The 26,118-nt window shown below is 42.6% G+C and carries 22 protein-coding genes; 8 read left to right on the top strand and 14 right to left on the bottom strand.

The features are described from left to right. Positions 1–181 precede the first annotated feature (181 nt). The 3 genes from ssb to N482_RS05985 all read right to left on the bottom strand — a co-directional run bounded on the left by ssb (position 182) and on the right by N482_RS05985 (position 3,070). Positions 182–865 carry a single-stranded DNA-binding protein gene (gene ssb / locus N482_RS05995; protein WP_063376193.1) on the bottom strand — a complete coding sequence of 228 codons (684 nt, stop codon included), beginning with the start codon at positions 863–865 and terminating at the stop codon, positions 182–184. A 102-nt stretch (positions 866–967) separates the two neighbouring features. Continuing rightward, positions 968–2,332 carry an MFS transporter gene (locus N482_RS05990; protein ID WP_063376192.1) on the bottom strand — a complete coding sequence of 455 codons (1,365 nt, stop codon included), beginning with the start codon at positions 2,330–2,332 and terminating at the stop codon, positions 968–970. Positions 2,333–2,380: 48 nt separating this feature from the next. Further along, the gene (locus tag N482_RS05985; protein ID WP_063376191.1) at positions 2,381–3,070 is read right to left on the bottom strand and encodes a substrate-binding periplasmic protein; all 690 of its coding nucleotides are present in this window, start codon (positions 3,068–3,070) and stop codon (positions 2,381–2,383) included. Positions 3,071–3,463: 393 nt separating this feature from the next. On the opposite strand from N482_RS05985, the gene uvrA reads away from it, so the two are divergent. Both uvrA and N482_RS05975 read left to right on the top strand, forming a co-directional pair. Further along, the gene (uvrA, locus tag N482_RS05980) at positions 3,464–6,283 is read left to right on the top strand and encodes an excinuclease ABC subunit UvrA (protein ID WP_063376190.1); all 2,820 of its coding nucleotides are present in this window, start codon (positions 3,464–3,466) and stop codon (positions 6,281–6,283) included. A 73-nt stretch (positions 6,284–6,356) separates the two neighbouring features. After that, a complete protein-coding gene (locus N482_RS05975; RefSeq protein ID WP_063376189.1) occupies positions 6,357–7,409 on the top strand; it encodes a hypothetical protein in 1,053 nt (350 codons plus the stop codon). A 50-nt stretch (positions 7,410–7,459) separates the two neighbouring features. Here N482_RS05975 and N482_RS05970 read toward each other — a convergent pair whose 3' ends face one another. After that, positions 7,460–7,849, bottom strand: coding sequence for an acyl-CoA thioesterase (locus N482_RS05970; protein WP_063376188.1), 390 nt, complete (start codon positions 7,847–7,849; stop codon positions 7,460–7,462). Between the two features lie 29 nt (positions 7,850–7,878). On the opposite strand from N482_RS05970, the gene N482_RS05965 reads away from it, so the two are divergent. Further along, on the top strand, positions 7,879–8,595 hold the full coding sequence (locus N482_RS05965; protein WP_063376187.1) for a 2OG-Fe(II) oxygenase: 717 nt from the start codon (positions 7,879–7,881) through the stop codon (positions 8,593–8,595). A 16-nt stretch (positions 8,596–8,611) separates the two neighbouring features. Here N482_RS05965 and N482_RS05960 read toward each other — a convergent pair whose 3' ends face one another. Next, positions 8,612–8,983, bottom strand: coding sequence for a YacL family protein (locus N482_RS05960; protein ID WP_063376186.1), 372 nt, complete (start codon positions 8,981–8,983; stop codon positions 8,612–8,614). Positions 8,984–9,126: 143 nt separating this feature from the next. Between N482_RS05960 and N482_RS05955 the strand changes: the two genes are divergently transcribed. After that, positions 9,127–10,032: an AEC family transporter gene (locus N482_RS05955; RefSeq protein ID WP_063376185.1), complete on the top strand. Its 906-nt coding sequence runs from the start codon at positions 9,127–9,129 to the stop codon at positions 10,030–10,032. Positions 10,033–10,125: 93 nt separating this feature from the next. Here the strand turns inward: N482_RS05955 and N482_RS05950 are convergent, their stop codons facing one another. From N482_RS05950 to N482_RS05935, 4 genes are all read right to left on the bottom strand, one after another. Further along, positions 10,126–10,488, bottom strand: coding sequence for a hypothetical protein (locus N482_RS05950; protein ID WP_063376184.1), 363 nt, complete (start codon positions 10,486–10,488; stop codon positions 10,126–10,128). A 134-nt stretch (positions 10,489–10,622) separates the two neighbouring features. After that, positions 10,623–11,078 (bottom strand): hypothetical protein, encoded by a 456-nt coding sequence (locus tag N482_RS05945; RefSeq protein ID WP_063376183.1) that lies wholly within the window; start codon positions 11,076–11,078, stop codon positions 10,623–10,625. A 6-nt stretch (positions 11,079–11,084) separates the two neighbouring features. After that, positions 11,085–11,366 carry a hypothetical protein gene (locus tag N482_RS05940; RefSeq protein WP_063376182.1) on the bottom strand — a complete coding sequence of 94 codons (282 nt, stop codon included), beginning with the start codon at positions 11,364–11,366 and terminating at the stop codon, positions 11,085–11,087. 229 nt (positions 11,367–11,595) lie between these two features. Beyond that, a complete protein-coding gene (locus tag N482_RS05935) occupies positions 11,596–11,820 on the bottom strand; it encodes a hypothetical protein (protein WP_063376181.1) in 225 nt (74 codons plus the stop codon). A gap of 328 nt (positions 11,821–12,148) precedes the next feature. Here N482_RS05935 and N482_RS05930 point away from each other — a divergent pair, with 328 nt between their 5' ends. Next, positions 12,149–13,462, top strand: a complete 1,314-nt coding sequence (locus N482_RS05930) for a short-chain fatty acid transporter (RefSeq protein ID WP_063376180.1) — start codon at positions 12,149–12,151, stop codon at positions 13,460–13,462. On the opposite strand, the gene N482_RS05925 is transcribed toward N482_RS05930, so the two are convergent. Then, positions 13,459–14,472 carry a site-2 protease family protein gene (locus N482_RS05925; RefSeq protein ID WP_063376179.1) on the bottom strand — a complete coding sequence of 338 codons (1,014 nt, stop codon included), beginning with the start codon at positions 14,470–14,472 and terminating at the stop codon, positions 13,459–13,461. The genes N482_RS05930 and N482_RS05925 overlap by 4 nt on opposite strands. Before the next feature lie 233 nt (positions 14,473–14,705). Here N482_RS05925 and N482_RS05920 point away from each other — a divergent pair, with 233 nt between their 5' ends. Further along, positions 14,706–15,914 (top strand): EAL domain-containing protein, encoded by a 1,209-nt coding sequence (locus N482_RS05920; protein WP_063376178.1) that lies wholly within the window; start codon positions 14,706–14,708, stop codon positions 15,912–15,914. Between the two features lie 38 nt (positions 15,915–15,952). Here N482_RS05920 and N482_RS05915 read toward each other — a convergent pair whose 3' ends face one another. Next, positions 15,953–17,056, bottom strand: coding sequence for a hemolysin family protein (locus tag N482_RS05915; protein ID WP_063376177.1), 1,104 nt, complete (start codon positions 17,054–17,056; stop codon positions 15,953–15,955). 126 nt (positions 17,057–17,182) lie between these two features. Between N482_RS05915 and N482_RS05910 the strand changes: the two genes are divergently transcribed. After that, positions 17,183–19,636, top strand: a complete 2,454-nt coding sequence (locus tag N482_RS05910) for an alpha/beta hydrolase family protein (protein WP_063376176.1) — start codon at positions 17,183–17,185, stop codon at positions 19,634–19,636. A gap of 213 nt (positions 19,637–19,849) precedes the next feature. Further along, positions 19,850–20,554 (top strand): response regulator transcription factor, encoded by a 705-nt coding sequence (locus N482_RS05905; protein WP_063374312.1) that lies wholly within the window; start codon positions 19,850–19,852, stop codon positions 20,552–20,554. On the opposite strand, the gene N482_RS05900 is transcribed toward N482_RS05905, so the two are convergent. The 3 genes from N482_RS05900 to N482_RS05890 form a co-directional block, all read right to left on the bottom strand. Continuing rightward, complete coding sequence (locus N482_RS05900; protein WP_063376253.1) at positions 20,551–22,062, bottom strand: YifB family Mg chelatase-like AAA ATPase; 1,512 nt, start codon at positions 22,060–22,062, stop codon at positions 20,551–20,553. The two genes, N482_RS05905 and N482_RS05900, sit on opposite strands and share 4 nt — an antisense overlap. A gap of 156 nt (positions 22,063–22,218) precedes the next feature. Further along, positions 22,219–22,833 carry a trimeric intracellular cation channel family protein gene (locus N482_RS05895; RefSeq protein WP_063376175.1) on the bottom strand — a complete coding sequence of 205 codons (615 nt, stop codon included), beginning with the start codon at positions 22,831–22,833 and terminating at the stop codon, positions 22,219–22,221. A gap of 669 nt (positions 22,834–23,502) precedes the next feature. Next, on the bottom strand, positions 23,503–26,094 hold the full coding sequence (locus N482_RS05890) for a M14 family zinc carboxypeptidase (RefSeq protein WP_063376174.1): 2,592 nt from the start codon (positions 26,092–26,094) through the stop codon (positions 23,503–23,505). Positions 26,095–26,118 lie beyond the last annotated feature (24 nt).

Raw genomic sequence — 26,118 nt, 5'->3', positions numbered from 1 at the left:
AACTGCTGATATAGCATGCAATATAATTTTAGATAAACTAACACAAAAAAGAATAAATGAAGAAGACAGGCTAGGTGAAGAGAATACCTACACTAACCAATATCATGGACATCACGACTAAGAAAAACCCAGCTACTGCTGGGCTTTGTTCACTCTATTCTTTACTGTGCAAAACTAGGATCTAGAACGGAATATCGTCGTCAAAATCGATTGGCGGCTCCATTGGATTAGAAGCGCTGCCACTGCCTTGCTGTGGTGCGAAACCACCTTGTGCTTGTCCACCTTGTGCTTGTCCACTTTGTGCTTGTCCACTTTGTGTCTGAGCCGCTTGTTGAGACTGCCCACCAAAGTTATTGCTTTGCTGTTGTGGCGCACTTTGCTGCTGAGGCGCAAAACCGCCTTGCTGTGCTGCTGGTTGACCATATTGCTGCTGATTATTTTGCTGAGGCGCATAACCACCTTGCTGCTGACCATAACCACCTTGGTTACCACCAGACTGATACTGACCGCCTTGCTCATTACGACCGCCAAGCATCTGCATTTGACCACCCATGTCTACCACGATTTCAGTGGTATACTTTTCTTGACCACTTTGATCAGTCCATTTACGTGTCTGCAAACGGCCTTCAATATATACTTGAGAGCCCTTACGTAAATACTCACCAGCAACTTCAGCTAATTTGCCAAATAACACCACTCTGTGCCACTCGGTACGCTCTTGAAGCTGACCCGTGTTCTTATCTTTCCAACTGTCTGTCGTTGCGATACTGATATTTGCCACACCGTTTCCGTTTGGCATATAACGTACTTCTGGATCCTGGCCTAAATTACCAACCAAGATTACTTTGTTCACACCGCGTGCCATGGCACCCTCTCCTCACACAATTACAAACGTTACTAAGTTTTATTTATCTGCCTGAGTACATATTGTTCACAGTATTGCGAACAAACATGCAATTTTAAAGCTTTAAGAAGATAAAACCTGTTTCGCTTGGTTTAAATCAAATTTACTTTCATCCACTTTTAGATAAGCGCGATTTTCTTCACTGACTACAGTCGCCTCTAGCACGCCTGGTAATGTAACCAGTTTATCAGCAAGTGCTTGTGCATGCTGAGATTTATTGAGTTCCGTTACAAAGCTCAGTGCTTTACTACGTGGAGGGACTTGCATGCGCCATGCAATAAACAGCCATATTACCCCAATTCCTGCCGCCGCAGCAAACACAGAATTTACTTCGTAGTTTTGAGCTAGGTATCCACCTAACACACCACCTAAAAATGCTCCCAAGAACTGTCCAGAGGAAAATACTCCCATTGCTGACCCTTTTTGTGTCGCTGGTGATATTCGAGAAACCAACGCAGGCATAGTGGCCTCTAAAAAGTTAAATGCAATAAAATAGACAGTCATTGCAGCAGCAATACCTATCAATGAATTGGATAGCCAAACCAGCATCAATGCGCTGATACTCAGTGCGGCAATTGCTGCTAAGAAAACCAGCTTTTCTTTTTGCTTCTTTATCGCCACAATCATCATAGGCGCCATCAAGACAAATGCCAGTATTAAAACTGGAATGTATATCTGCCAATGATCTGGGGCAGCCAACCCTTCTTCAATTAACTTTGCAGGCAGAACCACAAATAATGTGGTTAGGGTCAAATGCAACATTAACACACCTACATCCAACCGCAATAACTGAGGATGTTTGATTAAGTTTTTAATGTCGGCTATTGACGCAACAGTGTCACCCTTTGGGGCTTTGTGAACTGTATTTGGGACTACAAACATGACAATTGCGATACCAACTAATGCAAGCAAAGCAGTAAGCCAGAAAACCCCTGAAATCCCAAACGCTGCGGCCACCATTGGACCTAAAAGCATAGCAACCGCAAAACTTAAACCAATACACATGCCAATGACGGCCATGACTTTAGGCCGCTGCTCGTCGCGGCTTAAGTCAGAAGCAAGGGCTAACAATGCACTGGCTATCGCCCCCATGCCTTGCAGTGCACGTCCGAATGTAACCCAATAAATGGACTCTGCCAAAGCAGCAATGACAGAACCAAGTGCAAACACTATTAGCCCGGTAATAATAATAGGTTTACGTCCAAACTTATCTGATAGCCACCCCATTGGGATCTGCAACAAAGCTTGAGTCAATCCATATGCACCAATCGCCAGCCCTATCCACAGGGGCGAAACATCTTCTAAAGAAGTTCCATACACTGCTAATACCGGCATTAACATGAAAAGGCCGAGCATTCTAAATGCAAATACGCCTGCCAATGAAAATGCAGCGCGTTTTTCAATTTGGTTCAAAGATTGATTAGACATAAAGCATGTAAGTCAAACAGAAAAAATCGCGGCTAGTTTAACAAAAACTCACTGCAACTGATATTTTTTTAATATCTCTCTGAATCGACCTGATTTTTTTAGACTAGAGTAGGCTTTATTCAGGCGTTCAAGACGAGACAAAGAAGTACGCTTTTTACTAAAAGCAAAGTACACCGGAGACTCATTGATGATCAAAGGCGCCACTTTAATCGTCATGAAGTCGGGATGGTTGTCAGACTGAAACAAAATATTGAATTTCTCTTCTAAAAAACCCGCTATGCGGCCATGCTTGAGTAAACTCAGTTTAGTTTGATTGTCCGGTACGAAGATAAATTGCGTTTCATTTTTTTGTAAAAGCTTGAATCGCTCTGTGAACTTAGCGCCATAAAACGCGCCCTGTTGAATAGCTACAGGTACTGGTAAGGAAAACAATTCATCCATAGTGGTCACATCAAACTGTCGCAGGGCATTCATAGCAAAGATAATAGTTTCCATTCGCTGAGGACCAATAAAGAATGCGTAGTCTTCTCTGTCCAACGTCTTGGTAACGCTCAATACCAAGTCGATATCGCCCGTCTCTAGCATTTTCAATGAGCGGCCCCACGGAATGCTAACAAACTTATATTGGCACCCGGCTTCATCCAGCAGCGCCTTAGCAAAGTCGACATCCATACCGTGCCAGCCTGTCTCTTCATCTAGTCTTGACTGTGCAGCATAATTTTCGAACCGCACAACCATGTCGCAACCCCAAACAGGCGAAATAAAGAGAATACTTAAAAGCAAAAAGCGCACATATACAGCTCGGCTGCCAATCGTTACGTTAAGTCTAGTTGCTAACAGCAAGAAAGTTCAATTTTGTCGCAATTGCTTTACCGCAAAATACATTAGATGGGGTGTAAAGTGAGCCAGCACCAAGTGACGCGCGTAACAAGGGTAGAATAAAGGAGGCTTTGATGTATACTGGATGGGTATACAGCTACCCATAGCTAAGTTTGTTACATCAATTAATTTATAAATTATGTATCATTCAGACATTAATCAGGGCGTGTCGGCTAGTTAAACCTAACTAGCCCAATATATAAAACACCCGAGCAATTGTTGTAAGCACACAAGATTCATAAAAAGGCCACTATGGATAAAATAGAAGTAAGAGGCGCGCGTACGCACAACCTCAAAGACATCTCTCTGACTATTCCAAGAGACAAGCTGATTGTGATCACCGGACTTTCTGGCTCGGGCAAATCCTCACTCGCTTTCGATACCTTGTATGCAGAAGGTCAAAGACGATATGTGGAGTCACTATCAGCATACGCCAGACAGTTCTTATCATTAATGGAAAAGCCCGATGTTGACCATATAGAAGGCTTGTCACCAGCCATATCTATTGAGCAAAAGTCTACGTCGCACAACCCGCGCTCTACAGTCGGCACCATCACAGAGATTTACGACTATTTGCGACTGTTATTTGCACGTGTGGGCGAACCACGCTGCCCTACTCATAACTTACCATTAAAAGCACAAACAATTAGCCAAATGGTAGATACGGCGCTTGCACTGCCTGAAGGTAGCAAGCTAATGCTGCTCGCCCCAGTTGTCAAAAACCGTAAAGGTGAACACGTAAAGCTGCTTGAGCAGTTAGCTAGTCAAGGCTTTATTAGAGCCAGAATCGATGGTGAAGTGTGCGATCTATCTGATCCTCCGGCACTAGAATTACATAAAAAGCACACCATTGAAGTCGTGGTTGATCGTTTTAAAGTGAAAGAAGGCTTACAACAGCGTTTAGCTGAATCTTTTGAAACGGCCTTGGAGTTAGCTGACGGTATCGCGCAAATAGCAAGTATGGATGAGCCAGACGCTGAAGAATTGGTATTTTCTGCAAATTTTGCCTGCCCAACGTGTGGCTATGCGATGACCGAACTCGAGCCTCGCATGTTTTCTTTCAACAACCCAGCAGGTGCCTGTCAAAGCTGTGATGGATTGGGAGTACGCCAGTACTTCGACCCTAATCGTGTAGTGCAAAACCCTGAACTGAGTCTCGCAGGTGGCGCAATTAAAGGGTGGGATAAACGTAGCTTTTACTATTTTCAAATGCTCAGCTCAGTCGCCGAACACTATGCCTTTGACTTAGAGTTACCTTTTGCCGAGTTACCTGAGTCTGCGCAAAAAGTCGTATTAGAAGGCTCGGGGAAAACCAAAATTGCATTCAACTATCGTAACGATCGTGGAGATTTAATCACACGTAATCACGAGTTTGAAGGCGTATTAAATAATATGAATCGACGCTACCACGAGACAGAGTCGTCGTCGGTGCGCGAAGAATTAGCGAAATACCAGACAAGCCAAGCTTGTCCAAGCTGCCATGGCTCAAGATTAAGAGAAGAAGCAAGGCACGTCTTTATCGGCTCGACTAACTTACCTACTGTCACAACCATGAGTATTGGTGAAGCCAGTCAATTTTTCCATGACCTGACTTTAACAGGGCAAAAAGCACAAATTGCTGAAAAAATATTAAAGGAAATCCGCGACCGCTTGTCATTTTTAATTAACGTTGGCCTCAATTATCTATCTTTAGAGCGCAGTGCCGATACGCTCTCAGGCGGAGAGGCTCAACGGATAAGGCTCGCGAGCCAAATTGGTGCCGGTCTGGTTGGTGTCATGTATGTTTTGGATGAACCTTCAATTGGTTTGCACCAAAGAGACAATGACAGGCTACTGAGTACGCTCACACATCTGCGTGATTTAGGTAATACAGTTATTGTTGTAGAACATGATGAAGATGCCATTCGCGCTGCTGACCACATCATTGATATTGGTCCAGGTGCAGGCGTGCATGGTGGCAGTGTTGTCGCCGAAGGTACTAGAGAAGACATCATTGCCAACCCCGACTCTCTAACTGGTCAATACCTGTGTGGCACCAAAGAGATAGTTGTACCACCAGAGCGCCATCAAACCACAGATAAATGGCTAGAATTATTTGGTGCGACTGGCAACAACCTCAAAAATGTCGATCTTAAGATCCCATTTGGTTTAATGACCTGTATCACAGGCGTTTCCGGTTCAGGTAAATCCACACTAATTAATGACACATTGTATAAATTGGCCCATATTGCGCTAAACGGCGCTACAGTATCAGAACCAGCGCCACACAAAGACATTCAAGGTTTAGATCACTTCGATAAGGTAATAGACATAGATCAAAGCCCTATTGGTAGAACGCCGCGCTCAAACCCCGCAACATACACGGGCATTTTCACCGCCATTCGAGAACTGTTTGCCGGTACTCAAGAAGCTCGTTCTCGCGGTTATAAAGTTGGCCGATTCAGTTTCAATGTGAAAGGTGGCCGCTGTGAAGCTTGCCAAGGTGACGGTGTATTAAAGGTAGAAATGCACTTTTTACCAGATGTCTACGTTCCTTGTGATGTCTGTCATGGCAAGCGTTATAACCGAGAAACACTTGAGGTACTTTATAAAGGTAAAAATATTCATGAAGTACTTGAGATGACCGTAGAGGATGCGAGAGAGTTTTTCGACAAAATCCCTGCTATTAATCGTAAACTGCAAACCTTAATGGACGTAGGCCTCTCTTATATTCGTTTAGGCCAAGCGGCTACAACGCTGTCAGGTGGTGAAGCACAACGAGTTAAACTCGCAAGAGAACTCTCTAAACGTGATACTGGTAAAACCCTGTATATTTTAGATGAGCCAACTACTGGCTTACACTTCCATGATATTCAACAGTTATTGGTTGTTTTGCATCGTTTGCGCGACCATGGCAATACCGTTGTGGTCATTGAGCATAACTTGGATGTCATCAAAACAGCTGACTGGATAGTCGATTTGGGACCTGAAGGTGGCTCTGGTGGCGGCCAAATTTTGGTTTCAGGTACTCCTGAAGAAGTTGCACAACACGCTCAGTCCCACACTGGCCGATACCTTAAGCCTATGTTATAAACAGTATTGCGTAACAGTAAGCTAATATGTTTACTGTTACGTCCTATTTAAAACATCAGGGACTATAATAACAATGATTCAGCCTGCCTTGGTCGCCTTTAAAGATACCTTCGACACACTCAGCGCGCCTTTTAAACGCTTTTGGCACACACTGAATGCGCCTCAACGACTCTATTTTTCAGCCTTATTCCTCAGCATTGGTGCAATCTTATTTGCCAACCAAGACAATGAATTTTGGTTTCATTTAGTCGCATTTATTGCTCTGATTGCCATGCTTCTGGAGTTTTGGCCAAAATTTCTGGGGTTTTGGGACAGCCTCCCAGGCAAAGCCGTGATTTTGCTCTTTTATGCCTTTATTGCCAACTACGCTCTTGTACAAGCTGCCGGTATGGTAAACGATATAACCGGCGTGAGCTCTGATCCGCTCCCCTATAGCCACAACCTCAGTGTTTTACTGTCACTGCCAACTTGGTTTTTCATCACAACCATCGTATTGCTGGTGCTATTACAGCTTGCTCAACCGCTATACTTACTGGTGCTTATCTTACTTCGCCCATTTGGCTTGCACAGGATGTGGCAGCCTGTTGACTATAGATTCCCAGTTACTACCGGTATTTTGCGCCTTATATTCAGTATGCTGATTTTATTTCAAGTGGCTATGTTAATTTCCTATACTGGTCTATCAGGAGGCGTTAACCAGTTCATTAAAGGCTGGTTTGAAATAATCGTCAGTCCCTCATACTTTAAGGTTTACCTCGAAGATGAAAAAATTAAATCCGATGACACAAAACTTACCAAAGAAGAGCAAGCACAATTAGCACAAAAACTCGTTAAACGAGAGCAAGACCTTAAAGAATTGAAAGCCGAAATCGCCTTAGTTGATGAAAATACAGTTCAGTATGAAGCACAACTTAAAAGAGTTTTAAGACATTTTATTTATGAATATGAAGCAGATTCTCGCTCTCGGTGTGAGCATGCACCCGGTACGCGTATCATAGAGCTGAATGACTATGAAATTTTACAGATCACTAAGTTAGATGACGAGAATAGCGATTCGAGCTATCAATACGATGTCATACCTTGTATTTCTGCTGCTGTTGGACATCAATTTAAATCGAAACTTTAACTCAATGAGTTTGAGTACGTTTGCTTAGGCTGGGACGTACTCAAGTTCAATTAAAGTAAGTGCGCTGCCAATGCATCTCGCTCACATTGGCTTAAGCTTTTAGATGACTTACTTGCGAAGTCATAGCGGACCATCACTGTGCGCCCCTCAGCACAGCATTCACCGTGTTGCCAAGCTTGTTGTAATATCACAAAAGAGCTCTTACCAACTTTTTCGATTGCTGTTTTGATTTCCACTTCCTGACCATAAAAAAGCTCACCTTTAAAGGTCACTTCCACCTTGGCAACAATCAGTTTCCAGTTATGTGGATTTAAATCAGGTGTAAAAATTTTGAAAATAGGTGTTCTGGCAGCTTCAAACCATACCGGTAGTACGGTATTGTTTATATGGCCAAGTACATCTGTTTCGCTAAAGCGTGGCATGATTTTTTCTGCAAGCATAATAACTCTAACAACCTTTGAGGAATGAAATGACTGATTTTATCCGCGTATACGACAATGCACTGAGTACAGAGTTTTGCAACCAATTTATGCAAACCTTTGATAAAAGTCCATATTTAGCTCAAGGTCAAACATCAGGCGGGGTAGATTTATCTAAAAAAGTCAGTCAAGATTTGTATCTTAACAACCACCCTGAATATCAGAAGCAATTGCGTGAAATAGAACAAGCAACTTCTAAACACCTATTTCAGTACGTTGAAGAACACTTTTTTATGATGTTAGGGGCTTTTGGTTTAAACGTCTACCACCCTCAAACAGGTAACCCCGTAAACCTTACGGTCGAAAACTTTGAAGAAGTGGGTAAACCTCAGCTTCACGTGCTTACGCAACAATTATTCAGGTTAGGTCCAATTCAAGCGCAAAAATACCCTGTCAATAAAGGGGGTTACCCGTATTGGCACAGTGAAGTTTACCCTCAATTACATCACAATGAAGCACTGCATCGCGTTTTGCTATTTATGTTTTATCTCAATGATGTAGAAGAAGGCGGCGAAACGGAGTTTTATTATCAAAACCGTAAACTTGCTCCAAAACAAGGCAGCATGGTAATCGCACCAAGTTACTTCACTCATACGCACAGGGGTAATATGCCATTATCAAATGATAAGTACATTCTTACGTCTTGGGTGCTATTCCAAAGAGCCGAGCAGCTGTATGGAGCACCGCCTCAACATGCAACGGCGTAATAGCGCCCATTATTAATTATCTGCGGCTCTGAACAAACCTATTCCAATCGTGCATCAGAGCCTGAAAATCTTCGAAGCCACACCCGGCCATTAGACCGTCTTCATCCAACTCTAACAAGTCGTCTTCGTAACGAGATAGATCCACGTCATTTTGAAATAAGGTATGCGCTTCAAACAAGGCTTCATCTTTTGACAGTGTTAAGCGTACTTCTTTACCTTCAAGTTTAAGCTCTTCAGTGCCTTGCTTTACTGTGCTCATTTTCTCAATAAATCCAGCAATATCATTGAGAGGCAATTCGTCATTCAGCCAACGGCCAACCAAAGCATGCTCTTCGGACATGCGAACTCTAAAACCCGCAATGGGGTCTCGAATAAACTGATATTCCATACAACTTACATAACGCTAATAGCAAAATTTAATTATACCGCAAAGGCCACTTTATAGTGCAATGCAAAATTCGGTGACTAACAATCGTGAAAATCACCGACTGTTAAGTATAATAATGGTCTAGCTCAGCAAAATGTAACTCTATGACCCCCATCGAAATTCTATTTCCATTAATTTTCTTGGTACTGACCGGCTACTTGAGCGGTAAGACAGGGTTTATTGCCACAACCCAACTAGAAGGGCTACGCAGATTCATTTTTTATATTGCGATCCCTGTATTTCTTTTTCTCAACATGTACCAAGCAGATCTAGGCAAAGTCGCCTCCCCTCAATTGCTACTCACCTTCTACATACCCGTACTGACGTGTTACTTGCTTATCTTACTAACTAAGTGGCTGAACGATAAAAAAGCAAGGGCAGAAGCCGCTATGTGGGGGCTTGGCGGTACGTATTCAAATACTGTATTGGTGGGTTTGCCAGTGATCATTGCGGCATTGGGGAGCGAAGCGGGATCTTTGGTGTTTATGATTATTACCTTTCATAGCGCGCTGCTGTTTGCGCTTAGCTTTTTGTTTTCAAGTAATCGAAGTGGCTCCTTGACTGAGACTCTAAAGCCACTCTTTATTAATCCAATTGTATTGAGTATCACGACAGGGTTACTATTTAACGCGCTTTATATTCCACTACCGAAGCTGCTGTATTCTGGACTGGAATGGTTAGCTAAACCCGCGATCGCTGGCGCACTATTCGTGCTGGGCGTCAGTTTAGTGCAGTACTCTATCAAGCGAGCATGGAAGAGCGCACTAATGTTGAGCGCCACTAAACTTTTTGTACTGCCCGCCATGGTATATGGATTTGCTGATTGGCTGCAATTATCGGAAATGCATACAGCCGTACTGACATTGATGGCAGCTTCACCACTAGGTGTAAATGCTTACCTTGTTGCCCGGCAACAACAATGTTCCCAAGCCGCACTCGCCGCGAGTGTAGTAATATCTACGATATTAAGCCCATTTAGTATTAGCGTCTGGCTTTATATCTTGATATAGACATGCTTTGAGAGCGACCAACCTACACGAATATAAATGTGGCTAAAGTAGGCTTAAAAGGTCACGTTCTTTTTAAGCCTACAATGGAAGCGATTACTCGAGGGCTAGCTCAAAGTCGCCTACAATAGCTTCGCCCAAACCTGTCGTTTTGTTCAAAACAAAATCAAACTTACCTTTGATATTTGAAATGCTATTTTGATTGTTAAGGTCAAGAGAACCGCTTTGTGAAGAAGCGTTTAGTTCAGGGTAGCTTGTCAAGATTATGGTTGCTTTGTTGTTGTTATCAAAGAAGGGGTTTAAAGAAACAAAGAACCCATTAGGTGCTTCACTAAACGATAAATGCAGCTCAAAGTCACTGCCTTCTTGCTGGGTTATAAGGCGAATAGCGGTTGCTTCTTCTCTGCCAAGCTCTTGATTATAAACTGAGTGAGCAGTCACTTTTGATGTAACAACCACACCACAAACCTCTTAAGTTTTCAGATCAGCAAAGTTTTCAAAATCCATGTTTAAAGATCCCAAACTTGCAACTGGTTCGCTGCTTTTCTTTTCAAATGTACTCAGTCCAACAGCCATCTCATCACACTTTTGTACTATCGAGAAGCTATTATCTTTTGAAAATACTGGGTCGATGAGATGCCTGAGCTACACTCTGTAGACAATACACTTACGTTTAACTCCATTGAGTTAAGGTCAGGAAATCCAAAATACTTAGTGTCCACAATCTGTGTATTTTGATCTGCACTTTGGACCACAAATGAACGGAACAACGTGAGGTCCACTAAATTGTAACGGTTATCCGCTCGGTCGATTCTTGAGTTTTGTTTGTGAGTTTCTGGCCATGTACTTCCCGTAGTTGAGACAGAAGTGTCTATTTGCGAAACTTCTTCACCTAGCTCATGACTTAGGGCCGGCGTGGTAGCTGTTTGATCTAAACCTTTAATATTTAGAGATATGTATTGATCTCGAAAGCCAAATATCTTCGTTGAATTGGCATCATCTAACTTAACGCATACTTGTATCGTGCTTTGCGTGTCAACATTTGGCACTGTAAATCAGATAGTATCAGAACCTTGCCCAGTAACCGTAACATCTTGGTTTAAGTACTTGACCGTCCAATTAAACTTTAAGCCATTTACGCCTTCACCGTTAGTATTTAAAGACAGGCAAATCGTTTCACCTTCATTGACGGTTAAAATAGCAGGTAGTGCTTCATAAGTAATATTTTGAACACTTGGCGTATCATCAGAACCACGTGCGCTAAGAGACAGCGCAACTAAGGCGCCCAAAGCCAGCTTTTTTGTCAACATGACATGCTTTGCAATTTTAGACTGCATTGAATATTCCTAGATAAAAAAGGCGGCATATTATTCCAACGCACCAGCATTTTTAATATTATTGTGTTAATTTTATCAAGAAATTTTACTGTATCTCGGTACGTGAACTATCACAGTGCGAATGAAGAGTTACTTTTGAAGGAAGTGGCGAAAAACCTGCACACCACTCATGTAAATTAGGATGAGAAACCAATTAGTGGGGCCCTTTAAAAGGCCCGCTCAATTAGTGTTAATCTCGTGACGAGTATTTTGCTGCATCAATAATTGCCCAAAGGTGGGCAACAGCCGCAATTACTGGAGGAATAATTAAAAACCATAGTGCATATCCACCTACTGTAATAATGGCGAAAATAATAGCTGCTAACAAACGACCTTGGACGAGCTGTCCTAAACCGGGGAAAAATACACTACAGATCGCTGCAATTACATTACCACCAGAACCTTGTCTTGCCATAGATACCTCTCTTAGTTGTATTTCTACTACTGCCACATCCCAATGTGCGTAGCATGGTAGCTAAACCTACCGAATCAATATAGCTAATACTGTAATCACAATATATGCCAAGATTATAAACTTTAAAAATCATAAACTTATAAAAAATCTATGCAATAGATTTATTGAACTTTTGGCGTAAAACACTAACTTTTAGCGCTTTTCTTAGTTATATTATACCCAATGACTACAACTGCTGACAATTGTGTGACAATCTCGAGTATGTCGCCACTTTATAGCTTACGCAGTGTAAGTTAGGTAGCCCAAAGAACAATAACAGGATTTTAGCATGTTAAACAAAATAACACGGCCACTCAGTCGGCTCGTTGAACAATATTTGCCAGACCCATTTGTGTTTGTCACTTTACTTACATTGTTTGTCATGGCAATGGCCGTTATTTTTACACCTGCAACGCCTATCGAAACCGTGCAATTTTGGGGGCAAGGACTTTGGAATTTACTCACTTTTGCAATGCAAATGTTACTCGTTTTGATAGCTGGCTTTATGTTAGCAAACACCAAGGTATGTGCAAAGTTATTGAATGGCCTAGCGACCTTTGCTAAAACACCATCACAAGCCATTATTCTGGTTACTTTGGTATCTATGTTCGCCAGCTGGCTGAACTGGGGGTTCGGTTTAGTGGTTGGCGCACTATTTGCCAAAGCACTCGCAAACAAGATTGCTGTTGATTATCGAGTGCTGGTAGCTAGCGCCTACTCTGGGTTTATTGTTTGGCATGGGGGTCTTGCTGGCTCTGTGCCTCTCACTATCGCTTCACCCGGACACTTTGCAGAATCTCAAATTGGTATCTTATCCACCAGCGAAACCATCTTTTCTTATTTTAATTTAATCTTATTGTTCACAATGCTCATAATACTGCCTTTGCTAAATCGTGCGATGCTTCCACCCAAGAGCGAACAAGTATTGGTCGACAAAGAAAACTTAAAAGAGTCGCCCATGGCAACTCGAAATCGCACTCTAACAGCCGCAGAAAAACTCGAAGAACACCCGATATTGGGCATTATGATTGGCTTACTTGGCTGTGGCTATCTGATGCACTATTTTGTGGTACAAGGAGGTGGCCTGAATCTAAACATCGTCATCACGCTTTTCTTATTTCTAGCTATTTTACTTCATGGTTCAGCGACCAATATTTTGCAAAGTTTACAACAAGCGATTAAAGGTGGCGCAGGTATCGTTATTCAGTTTCCATTTTACGCTGGCATAATGGCCATTATGGTGAACACCGGACTAGCTGAACAAATATCTGCGGGGTTTGTTTCAATCAGTAACGCGCAATCGCTACCGTTTTGGAGCTTTTTAAGTGCTGGCGTAGTTAATATTTTTGTGCCGTCTGGCGGCGGACAATGGGCTGTTCAGGCTCCCATCGTGCTCCCTGCGGCACAGGCCCTAGATGCAAATATCGCGCGCGTTGCCATGGCTGTAGCATGGGGAGACGCTTGGACAAACTTAATCCAACCTTTTTGGGCTTTACCTGTGCTTGCCATTGCAGGGCTTAAGGCGCGAGATATTATGGGTTTTTGCCTGCTCCAACTGGTTGTCACAGGCATTATTATCGCAGCAGTCTTAAGCTTTGTTTAACTAGACAGCACTTTCACTGGCAGGCTTAGAATGACATTATCTGAGTCTGCAAAGTGCCACATCACAGCAATATGACCCACCGCTACTAGTATGTATAAAGCGGCAGATACGATCTGACCATAACGGTCCAGCGGAAGCAGGTGGGTTTCGTGTCGCGTACGCCATTCAAGTAAGATTTCAATACTGCCAATAAAGATGAAAAAGGCCAAAAGCATAAGTCCAAATTCGTAGCTTACCCATAGGCCTAGTGCAAGCCCCCCTAAACAGGCTAATAACCCCACCCATGAACGCATAGAGAAACTAATACTCTTCAACACATGTCCACCGTCAAGCGGTAAAATTGGCAAGAGATTGAATAAATTTAAAAGCGCACTGAGTACTGCAACACCAGCAAAAATCTCCGAGCCGGTTGTATAATAGAGCACCACTCCAAGAACAGATGTAAATAAACCAAAGGCAGGCCCCATCAAGGAAATAATTACATCTTGCCATCGAGTAGTCATTTTCTCTTCACTCATCGCCAACCCACCGACAAAGGGGATCAAGTAAAAGCCTTTGGTTTTAAGCCCAAAGTATTTCATAGCTCTAACATGTCCATATTCATGTACTACCAAACACGCTACAAGCATTAATGCAAACTGCCATGAAAACAGCCAAGCGTAGCCTGCAACAGACGCCCCTATCAAAGCAGCCTTAATTACTTTTGCACTTTTGAATAATTTAAAACCCAGTGCCGCTAAGCCGAGCCAATTTCCTTTTCGCTCTTGCCGTGCTGTAGGTACTTCTACCCAACTCCAAGGGGATTGATCTAAAGATACGGCCAGTAAATTTTCGTCTAATTGCTCCGTATTCAAGTGCAGCTTTCGGTGACCTAAGTCGACCTCTAACTGATGTTCACTCAACTCATCAATCGGCATTGACTGTTGCTCTTTGTAAACTTGTACCACGCTACGACGATTAATCATTACCGATATCGTCATACCATCAATTGGCAATTCAATTCTTATCATCACACTCACTACTTAGTGAAATTTTTGCCATTATCCTAAATTAAGGGTTTCGATTGAAGAGACAATGAGTGAATTATTACCAACTTGTACTACGCTTAGATTGTCTTACAAGCTTGAAGTCTTAAGACCACTTTGACACATAAGCATGATGTTAAAGTGGCATGTCGACAATTACGCATGTAAGCAGCCAAATTTCTCTTTTACTGTGCAATTAGCCCTAGGGACAGGAAACTATGAAAGATCGTAGCCGACGTATACTGGTCGTAGATGATTCACAAGCAATTTTAATCGTCATGCAGGCGATTTTATCTGAACTGGACATAGAGCATGTCACAGTTGCCAATAGCGCGGTAAAGGCATTGGAAAAAATACGTCAATCTCCCCACCAATTTGATGCTATTTTTACCGACCTCAACATGCCCGAAATGGACGGTATGGAATTTATTCGCCACCTAGGCGAGCTTCATTACCCTGGCGGGGTTGTCATTATTTCTGAAATGGAAAATCGAATTATAGATTTAGCTGCTAACTTAGCGAGACAGCATAACACGCATTTGATTGGCAACATTGCGAAACCTGTACAACTCATTGATGTAGAAAGAACTTTAAAAAAACTAGACAGTTTTGTCGGCGTCGAGGAGACCTACGAGCAGCCCATTACTGAAGACTGCTTACTTGAAGCGATCAGTCATCATGAAATCACCCCTTTTTATCAACCTAAGGTGCACAGAGGTACCAAGCAAATAAAAAGCATTGAAGTACTTGCACGTATAGTCTCAAAAGATGAAGGACAGGTGATGCTGCCAAAGCGCTTTATTGGCGTTGCAGAAGACTTAGACCTAGTCAATCTACTGACATTTCAGTTATTTGAAAAAGCGGCCAATGAGTTTCAGCAAATTAGAAACGAGCTAAATTACCCGTTTAAGTTGGCCTTTAATCTATCTCCCATTCAACTTAATGATACTAGCTGCCCAGATAAATTAGCGTTGATTTTAGAGCTCAACCGCCTAAAGCCTCAAGAAGTCATAGTCGAAATTACCGAAAACCAACCTATCATTTCTAACGTTCAACTAGAGACAATTAATCGCTTACGATTGCGGGGGTTTGATCTTGCACTCGATGACTTTGGTACAGGGTTTACTAATTTACAGCAACTTAAAACATTGCCATTCACTGAGATTAAAATTGACCGCTCTTTAATTACCTACATTGAGTCAGACCGCTTTTCACAGGTGTTGGTAGATAGCTTAATTGATATTGCCCAAAATGAGCAGTTGGATATCGTTGCCGAAGGGATAGAACGCATTGAAGAGCTTCAGTATTTGGAGCGCTACAAGTTTAGTCTCTTAATGCAGGGATATTTAATTAGCAGGCCAAAAGCGTTGAATGAATTCATTCGCTGGATCCACTCTTGGCAGAGAATGATCAACTCTAATCCATAAATTGGGCCCTGTTAGGGCCCAATTTATGCCTTTAGCCGTTAGTTTTTGTCGTTCGCTTTGCCTTCAACGACATCTTCATTTTCTGATTCGTTTTCAGTCACAATTAAGTGGCTGTGGTTATCGACACGCTGCTGCCACTTTTGCTTAGCGGCCGCCTGCATGTCGCTGGTTTGCTCACGCTCATCGACGATATCCATTCCCATTAACGATTCTAGTAAGTCTTCTAGCGTGACAATACCTTGAATATCACCATACTCATCAATCACCAATGCAATATGAATGCGTTTTTCAAGTAAGGTTTGAAACAGTGTCGGTGCAGCCAAAGTTTCGGGGACCGTATACAAGGGCTTCATCAACTTGCTAATTTTGTAGTCTTCGCCCAAGCGGTGATAAGCCAGCATGATGTCATTTTTATGCACAAAACCAACAATATCATCACTATTTTTGTCAAAAACTAATACGCGTGAGAATGACACAGAACCATGTTCCGCCAAATAGTCATGTACTGACATATCTTTGTGTACTTTAAATAGCACGGTACGAGGCGTCATTAAGTTCTCTAGTTTAGCATGTCTAAATTGCAGCAAACTGCGAATAGTGGCCGACTCTTCCTCTTTTAATGCACCCGCTTGCGATCCCATTTCTGCCATTGCTTCAATTTCTTGACGAATATAAATAGACTCGTCGCCCTTTTTGCCGATTAATTTTGTCAGTTGATCAGACATCCAAACAAATGGTTTTAGCAATCTAACTAACCAGACTAAGGCAAAACTGACACTCGGTGTTAAAGCGCGCCAATACGTCGCCCCCAAAGTCTTAGGAATAATCTCTGACAAAACTAATACCAATAGCGTCATCACAGCAGAAGCAAGGCCAACAGCTGCATCGCCAAACACCACTGCGGCTTGGGCACCAACTCCCGCGGCGCCAGCAGTATGCGCTACCGTATTTAATGTCAAAATCGCCGCAAGCGGTTTATCGATATTGTCTTTTAATTTTTGTACGCGCGACGCCAAAGTGGGATTTTGCTGTTTCATCATCCCAACATGGCTGGGGGTAATACTGAGCAGTACGGCCTCCATCACAGAACATATAAAAGAAATCGCAATAGCTAATAACATGTAGCTAATTAACAAAAACAAGGTCTACTCCTCACGTAATAACCGTTTACTTATATCTTAGCTGTACAGCACTTAATCGCACAGCACCTATTAATTTTGATTAATATGTTATATTAACGCATATTTTACCTACAATAGGCGCATACTATGAAATTAAAATCAGCGGTAACTTTACTATTTTCCGCAATAGCTACGCAACTCAGCGCAGCGCCGATCGACCCAGAGAACATCCAGTTTATAGGCCCAATTGGTCAAAATATCCAAACTAAGCCTCACCATACGGGCCACCAGTCGGCCATTGTGGGTAATCTAGTCAATAAGCTCAGCAAAGATGCAAAGTCGTTGGACGTCTTTGGACAGCGTATCGATTGGCAGCCGCTAAAAGACGTAAATGCACTAACTATGGGTGGTTTGCAGGCGCTTAAACTCAACTTTTCTACAGCTCGCTTTGTTCAAGGGACACTTAAGTTAACCGGCATAGAAAAGGGACATGTTTTCTTAAATGGCCAGCTTCTTGATGGAAAAGCAGAGTATACGCTTAATGCGGTCACAGGTGACCACCAATTACTTATCATTGCCGAGCAAGTGAGCGATTGGAAAAAAGTAGCAGTAGAGTTCAACGGTAAAGAAGCACACGACACACTAGTTTTCAGAGACAAAAAAACGAAAGCATTGTCTGCAAAACAACTCTTTGATGCACCAACAATTAGTGCGATTTCGGTTTCTCCTGATGCAAATTATTATGTTGCCACACAACAGCACTACCAAGACAATCAAGGTAACAAAGCGCTCAGAGATACCACCATACATAGTGAAGATGGTGATGTAATTTACCGCCTAACCGGTGTGAATGCAGGTGCGATTAGCTGGCGTGCAGATTCAAAAGAATTGGTATTCGTTCAAAATAAACAGCTCAAAACCCTGAACATCAAAAACCTACAAGAAACTGTCATCGCCGAAGGCCTAGCAGGTGCCAGTGGCTTTAAGTATTTCAGTGACGATAGCCTGATCTTTACTTGGACTAAACGCGCCCCTGAAGGTGATAAAATTGTCAAACACCTCAAAGGCCTAGAAGATCGTTGGTCGTATGCACGCAATAAAAGCCAAGTATACTTAATTGACGTCAGTACCGGACTTATTCAAGCTATTACAGAACACGCTCTAAGCCACAGCCTAGAAGACTTCAATAGCAAGACAGGACGTATTCTTACCACACGCCACCCTCAAAACTACAGCGCTCCACATCACGGTGTGACTGAGCTTGTTGAGTTTGATATCAAGAACAACAGCCATAAAGTCATCGGCCAATACGGTACTTTTGGTGATGCAAGATATGGTAATGATGGGATTTATATCTCAGCTGGTGCTGGATTTAATAGCGGTGCAGGTAGAGTTGTTGCGAAAGATGTGTTGGTAAACAATTACGATACGCAACTTTACTGGATGAACGATGATGGAGCTGAAGTTAAGCCCTTGAGTAAACAGTTCGATCCATCAATCGATTCTTTTAGCGTACTTAATAATGGTGACTTGGTACTTAAAGTCACAGATGAAGATCGCAAGAAGCTTTACTTCTATGACGAAAGTAAAGGTAAGTTTAAGTCTCTCAACACCAAGCTTGATGTGGTCGATAAATTCAGCGTCGCCGACAAACGTAGCCCTGTCGTTTTTGCAACTGGTACAACGGCTTCGACACCACAAAAGCTCATCCAATTAAGTGTAAAAAATAATCGCGCTAAAACACTTTGGGACTCACAGCCTATCGCATACAAAAATGCAGAAATAGCGAAGTTAGAAGAATTCAACTTTACTAGCTCTGCAGGTACTGAGATTAAGGGTCGTGTTTACATTCCACATGGCCTAGATAAATCTAAGCAACACCCAGCGCTAATTTACTATTATGGCGGTACTTCACCCGTTTCACGCGGCTTTACAGGGCGTTATCCATTTAACTTTTGGGCAACGAATGGCTATGTGGTTTATGTATTGCAACCATCTGGCGCAACGGGGTTTGGTCAAGAGTTTTCAGCCAAACACGTAAACGACTGGGGTAACCGTGCCGCTGACGACATCATTGAAGGCACCAAAGCCTTTTTAGATTCTTACCAGTTTGTTGATAAAAACCGCTTAGGTAACTTGGGCGCGTCATACGGTGGTTTTATGACGATGACGCTTGCTACTAAAACCGACATATTCAGTGCTTCAATCTCTCATGCAGGGATCTCAAACTTAACTTCATACTGGGGCCACGGATGGTGGGGATATCTATACTCATCCGAAGCATCTAAGAACAGCTACCCTTGGAACAACATGAAGCTTTACAGTGAACAAAGCCCTGTATTTAATGCCGACAAAGTCAAAACGCCGCTTTTACTGATCCATGGAGATGCTGACACCAACGTGCCAGTTGGGGAAAGTCATATTATGTACACCGCATTAAAGTTATTAAACCAAGACGTTGAAATGATCGAGTACAAAGGCGCAGATCACCAAATTTTTGCGCGTGACCGACGTTTCCAGTGGTGGAACACTATGCTGGCCTACTTTGACAAACACCTAAAAGAAGAGCCACAGTGGTGGCAACATATGTACGGTAAATAAAAACTTGTAGCAGCACTTTAGTGCTGCTATTTTTTTATGTACAAATAATAAATAGCTAAAACTATTTCATTATTTTTAATAAGTGGTTATTAAGCACACAGTTTACTGACAATTTTCATTAGAGTTTTTATATAAAAATAGATAACTTATGGTTCTCAGCCGAGAATTCTCGGTGCTAAGATATAGATTAATTATTGAGAAAGTTTCGAAACCATGAGCATAAACGTATTATTAGTCGAGGACGACGAGTTACTGGCTAAACGAGTCGAAAGCCATTTTGCACAAACGGAGTTTCAAATCACTGTAGATAATACCGGTGCTCGTACGCTTGAACAGGTACAGGAGCAAGCACAGACCGGTAATCCATTTATGATGGCCATCATAGACATTGTGTTGCCTGCAACTGACGGCTTGCAGCTTGCCAAAGAGCTCAATACATTGACCGACTTAGGCGTAATAATGCTTTCAAGTCGTGATTCACAAGCTGATAGAATCGCAGGTTTGGCACAAGGTGCGGATGACTACGTTTGTAAACCTGTTGACCTGTTAGAGCTTGAGCTACGCATGCGTGCTCTATATAAACGACTTGCCGGCTCTAAAGGTGAAGATGAATCGGAAGAGTTTATTGAATACGCTGACTTTAAACTACATCCCGATAATCGAACATTGATCAACCCCAATGGTGATGAAGCTCGTTTAACAGAAGCCGAGCACAAAGTGCTTATCTGTTTAATTGCCAATGCTGGTAAAGCCACTTCTCGCGCCAAGATTTCTGAGGATATTGGTCAACCCGATTGGAGCCCGAGTGACCGAACTGTTGATGTACTTATAGGCCGACTTCGCAAAAAGCTCGGTGATGAAAAAGACCAAAAGCGCATAGTAACTGTACGTGGTAAAGGCTACATGCTTTCAACCTAACGGATCAGCTGAGCGAGCAGGCGTTCAAATGCCCGATAGCTCAGCGCCTCTTTCAAATGCGCCAATGTAATGTCTTCTTGGCCCGCTAAATCCGCGATTGTTCTCGATACCTTAATTACGCGATGGTATGAGCGTGGAGACAAGTGCAGCTTTTCAGTCGCTTTAGCTAGATATGCCATCACTGCCCCCGACAATTGACAGTATTTATCAATTTCTTTACTAGAAAGCAACGCGTTGACTTTGCCTTGTCTTTGCAGCGCAAAAGCGCGAGCTTGTTCAACCCGAAGGCGTATCGCCTCACTCCCTTCCTCGACGAATGTAGATTGCAGCTCCACCGTACTAAGCCTAGGTAACTCAATTTGCAAATCTATACGATCAATGAAAGGGCCGGATACTTTACTCAAGTACTTTAGTACTTGCTCTGGAGTAGCGCGTTTATCGGTATGGCAGCCCGTAGGACTCGGGTTCAATGCGGCTATTAGCTGAAAGTTAGCCGGAAAATCAACCTGTTGTGCAGCACGTGAAATGCTGACCATACCGGTCTCCATAGGCTCACGTAAAGAGTCAAGTACCTTACGTTCATATTCCGGTAACTCATCTAAAAACAATACTCCATTATGGGCAAGCGATATCTCACCGGGTTTAGGGGTCGAAGAGCCTCCAACAAGGGCAACCGCCGAACAGGTATGATGCGGTGCTCTAAACGGCCTTTGCCTCCAACTCGTCGGGTTTATTTCTTTGCCTATGATTGAATACACAGACGCAGTTTCAAGCGCTTGCTGTAATTCCATTGCAGGCATAATTGTGGGCATTCGCTGTGCAAGCATCGATTTTCCTGTCCCAGGAGGACCTAAAAATAGTACGTTGTGCGCGCCTGCCGCCGCAATTTCTAATACTCGCTTTGCCGCTCCCTGTCCCTTTACTTCATTCATATCAATGCCAAAGTCGACCATTTTCTCAGGCTCACACGGGCTTTGTTCGTCCCAAGCAAGTGTATGCTGTCCGCTTAAATCAGCCCAAACGTCTCTTAAACTCATCACACTTTTGCGTAAGCTCTGGGATACCAACCTTGCCATGACCTCATTGGTCTTTGGGATAAAGCAATAATGCTGTGCATGTGTGGCTGACATAAGCGCAGGCACTAAAGCGGTAATTTCTCTGATCTCACCATTTAATGCGAGCTCGCCATAAAACTCGAAAGACTGAATATTCGGATTTTGAATTTGACCAGATGCAACTAGGATCCCTATCGCAATTGCCAAGTCATAGCGTCCACCTTGTTTTGGTAAATCCGCAGGCGCCAAATTAACTGTGATACGTTGTTCAGGAAAAGTAAAATGACTGTTAGTGAGCGCGCAGCGTACCCGCTCTTTTGACTCTTTTACAGATGTCTCAGGCAAGCCAACGATATTAAAAGCAGGTAACCCGTTACTGAGATGCACCTCAACTGTAACCAATGGTGCATCAATACCTACCTGAGCGCGTGTATAAGTTTTTGCTAGCGACATTCCTTGTCTCATCTTGTGAGTGATTATGAGCTTTGGGGCAGAAAAAGTAAGAACTTTCAGCGATATCATGTGCACAAAGCGCCTACTCATCTCACTGCGACTGTCCCTACTATCTCAACCTTCTTTTCTGTCTTTGAGATTAACGACCCAGTTGATTCAATCCCTATATTTAAAAACATGTAAAACAAGTTGCCACCGAATCGCGGCCAAACGTAGCAAGAGAATGGAAACCATAGCTGCCAACATCGTCAGCTCGAGAGATACTCCTAAGTGCACAAGCTGCGTATACACAATGCCGCCTAAAATACAGGTAATCGCATACAATTCACCTTTCAGTAGCATGGGGATTTCATCAGCCAATACATCTCTTATCACACCACCAAAACATCCAGTTAAAACGCCCATAATGATGACTGTGGTATCTGGCATACCTATGCTCATCGCTTTTTGCATTCCCATAACGGCAAAAAAAGCCAAACCAAATGCGTCTGCACTTAAAAGTAGTTGCATAGGTACAGATTTTTGCCGGTTTAGCCACCAAATACTTGCGGCAACCGCGGAAAAAATTGCGAAAAAATAGCTACTGTCATGCAGCCAGAATACAGGGGCATCCAAAATAACATCTCGTATGGTTCCACCTCCTATGCCTGTTACCGTAGCAAGTACCACAACTCCAAATCCGTCCATATGCTTGCGGTGGGCAAGCAATGTACCAGAAATAGCAAAGACCATTACGCCAAGTAGATCAAACCAGTGGTATAGTTCAGTCATAAAATAAACTCAACACAAATAAAAATTAGATGTTAGCTGACTTCTATAACTCCCTCCAAACTTAATTAATTGTTTTACAGGTAGCTATACTAGTTTGGCTACTTTGCAGGCAAGGGTTTACGTCCAATATTGCAGCAACCAATAAGTCACTACCATCACGCTTTAGAGACATACTTTTTTCATCTTGTCTTATTTATACTGCAAAGCAACACCAGCTATGTGGCTTCCATGCGTATCGCCCTTATCTCAGCAATCCATTGCCTCAACCGAATATAAAATGGGTTACCCATATACGGACAGTTTGGCCACCCTCCCGTTCCCATAAAATTCGCCCTAAAACTGGTCAACTAAATAAAAAATAGGGAAGAGCGATACTGTTAGCTACATAAAAAATATGAGTGGCTTGAAACTGGTTTATCACCTGTTACGACTCACCCATCCGCAAGAACATGTATTTGCTAACTGACGCCAAAAGTAGCAAGTTGTTGGGGAAGGATTCTTACCATTTAAAATCAATAAAAACCATAAAAATAATTAAATTAATAAGTTAGCTTAATTTTCACGCCAATAGGGAGCACCATGAATTAATTAATTTTGCACTTTTTTGAGGTTAGTATGACGCGCTAATCATTTAGGTATAATTAGCACGCTATAACAGTGAACGGATGCTTAACTTTCTTCTTTTCCTTTATGAAATAGCATCGAGGGTTCTGAGTAGTTGGGCACATCATCATAGCTAAAAACTGCATAGTACTTATTCAGGTTAGGATTGCCGAAGTTGTCCAAAGTATACTCATCTTTACCGCCATATAATTTAACCCCATCGAACGGTGAACGTGGAGGGTGAAAACGATTGCGAACGACAAAGCAACCAACAAAATCTTCATCGGTGGGATTTTGCCACGTGAGTTTAACAACCCCAGATTCGACCTGCGCAGCTAACTCCTGCGGTGGCTGCAAAGCGTGTTTACGACGATTGATATAGCCAATTTTCAATTCTGCTGGATGTTGGTCTTGGCAAGCTGTCCAATTAACCAAAGCACTAGTCGCTTGTGATTCTGACGTAGCACGAATAATAAAGTAAAACGGCGTATGCGCTTGGTGTAGACGCTCTAGCGCTTGCAAGCTGAAGCTATCGAAAATGAAATGATGCTCTCCCCGCTCTTTAAGCTGTTCATTGCTCACTTCATAACCTATGTACTCAATTTTTTGTCTTTGTTTTACAGCTTGAAAGTCAACATCCTGCAACTCAACTAATTCAATTGTAAAGCGCACATCTTTCGCACTGGCAATACTATTACAACTGCGCAGAGTAAGGCATGCATGCGTAAATACTGTTTTTTCAACAGGTAAATCCACATTCAGTTCGAACGCCATTTGACCATAAACTATCTCACCCGCGTCATCGAAACCAGATGCGAGCCTATCCGGTACGACTCGCTCTTTAAAGATGGTGTTGCACCTGGTAGGACTTAGCGTCAGTAACTGTTCGGATACTTGATAAACCAACTCTAAATTAGGTCGATAATGCAAACCACTGCCAAATGACCCATAGCCGATATCGAATTGCATGACCTGTGAATCATTACCAAGCGGTAACGTTTTTGGTCCCTGCAGGCGTAATAACAGCGAGTTTTTTGTGATTAATTCTGTTAGAAGTTCCCGCTCTACTCCGTTAAACGACCACTTCATCCAGATCCCTTGCGTCATTTTGTCTGACTCAAATGTCTGCCCTAACGTATGTAAAGGCTTCGCCTCACTCACCTCCTTAAAGTCATATATATCAGAGATGCTTTCCGCATCTAAAATCGCAACTGACCATTCACCATACTTCTCTATCTTGGCCGCTACGCGATTCATTGGGTACAAGAAGAATTCAGCACGCTCGATATGAGAGCCACTCGGCAAGATACTCAAATCAAACTGCACAACCCCCAAGCTAATACCACGTTTTTTATCAACGCCAATAAACATTGAGTTATAACCAAAGTGCTCTTTATTTTTACTCAAATAGTTTTCAGATAAGTAACCTACCAGCTCTTTTGATGGGAAAAGTGTGCGCGCACTTTGATGTCGTGCTAAATGCGTCTTCAATCTAAGCTCTGGACTAAATGGTGATTTAATTTTAGTTACTTTGTCCACCGCGCGAATATTGTAGAAGTAGCTCTGCCCACTGGTTAATTGGGAATCCCTAAAAGATAATGACTTTGTTATTGCAATCAGGCTTTCTTCACCACATGGGCTTTTATTGTTTTCACTGCGATACAGCTCAAAGTAAATATCATCCCTATCCGCATATTGCCACTCTAGTTCAACGCCATCGTGATCCACCGATTTAATCGTGAACTCAGATACTCTAGGCGGCGCAAGCGGTGAGTAGTTAATAGCTTCACTGAGCGCATGTAATACTGCAGGTATATTTTCAGCGACACTCTCAGACATATTCTTCATATAATCTGGAATATTGCGCGTCCCCACTTCAACCACGGTTGCAATAATACCTTTACGATAGTAATACTCTCGTCCACTGCCATGGATCAGTTGCGCTGGCGGTTTACCGCGATGGATCCCATATTGCCTGCCCGTGACTTTTTTAATTTCATAATTCATATTCGCACATAAAATATTTAAGTCTGTGCCCTCGATCTCAACTTCATGATTAAACTTATGGGCTGGAAAAAATACATTTCCTTGCGAGTGGTAATCTAGTGCAATACGAATATTTTCGTGAGCTTCTACAAAATCTCTAATCGCACAAGTTTCAGGCTCAGAAAATGCGTGTGGACCGCCATATGTATTAGAGCCCGGATTTTGATTACGCATAAATTTAGCGTCAAAATTACGGTTCAAGTCGACGCCAAACGTGCCGTCTCCGTTATTGCGACGGTTCTTGCGCCAAAAAGAAAAATGATTTCGCGAGTATTCAAACCCATCAGGATTTAAGCAAGGTACCATATACAGCGTATTTCTTGTTAAAGCCGTTTGTAACTTAGGATTAAAACGATAGTTATCAATTACATACTGAATAAACTTAAGCGCAAGTTCATTGCCAATCCACTCTCTCGCATGGATTGAACCCGTGTACAAGAGTGCAGGTTTGTCATCCGCGTAAGTGACATCTAGTGAAACCGTTACCAACATGATCGGTCGCCCTTCCCAAGTTTCTCCAATGCTTTGCAAACGAATTAAATGCGGATGTTCATTCATAGCGCATTGCAGCGCATCAATTGTATCTTGGTATGAAGCGTATTGAATTTTCATGCTGGTTAACTCTCAGTTTTGTCT

The organism is Pseudoalteromonas luteoviolacea NCIMB 1942, assembly GCF_001625595.1.
Taxonomy (GTDB): Bacteria; Pseudomonadota; Gammaproteobacteria; order Enterobacterales; family Alteromonadaceae; genus Pseudoalteromonas; species Pseudoalteromonas luteoviolacea_A.
The sequence above is the reverse complement of the archived record's forward strand: the minus strand, read 5'-3'. Positions and strand labels throughout refer to the sequence as shown.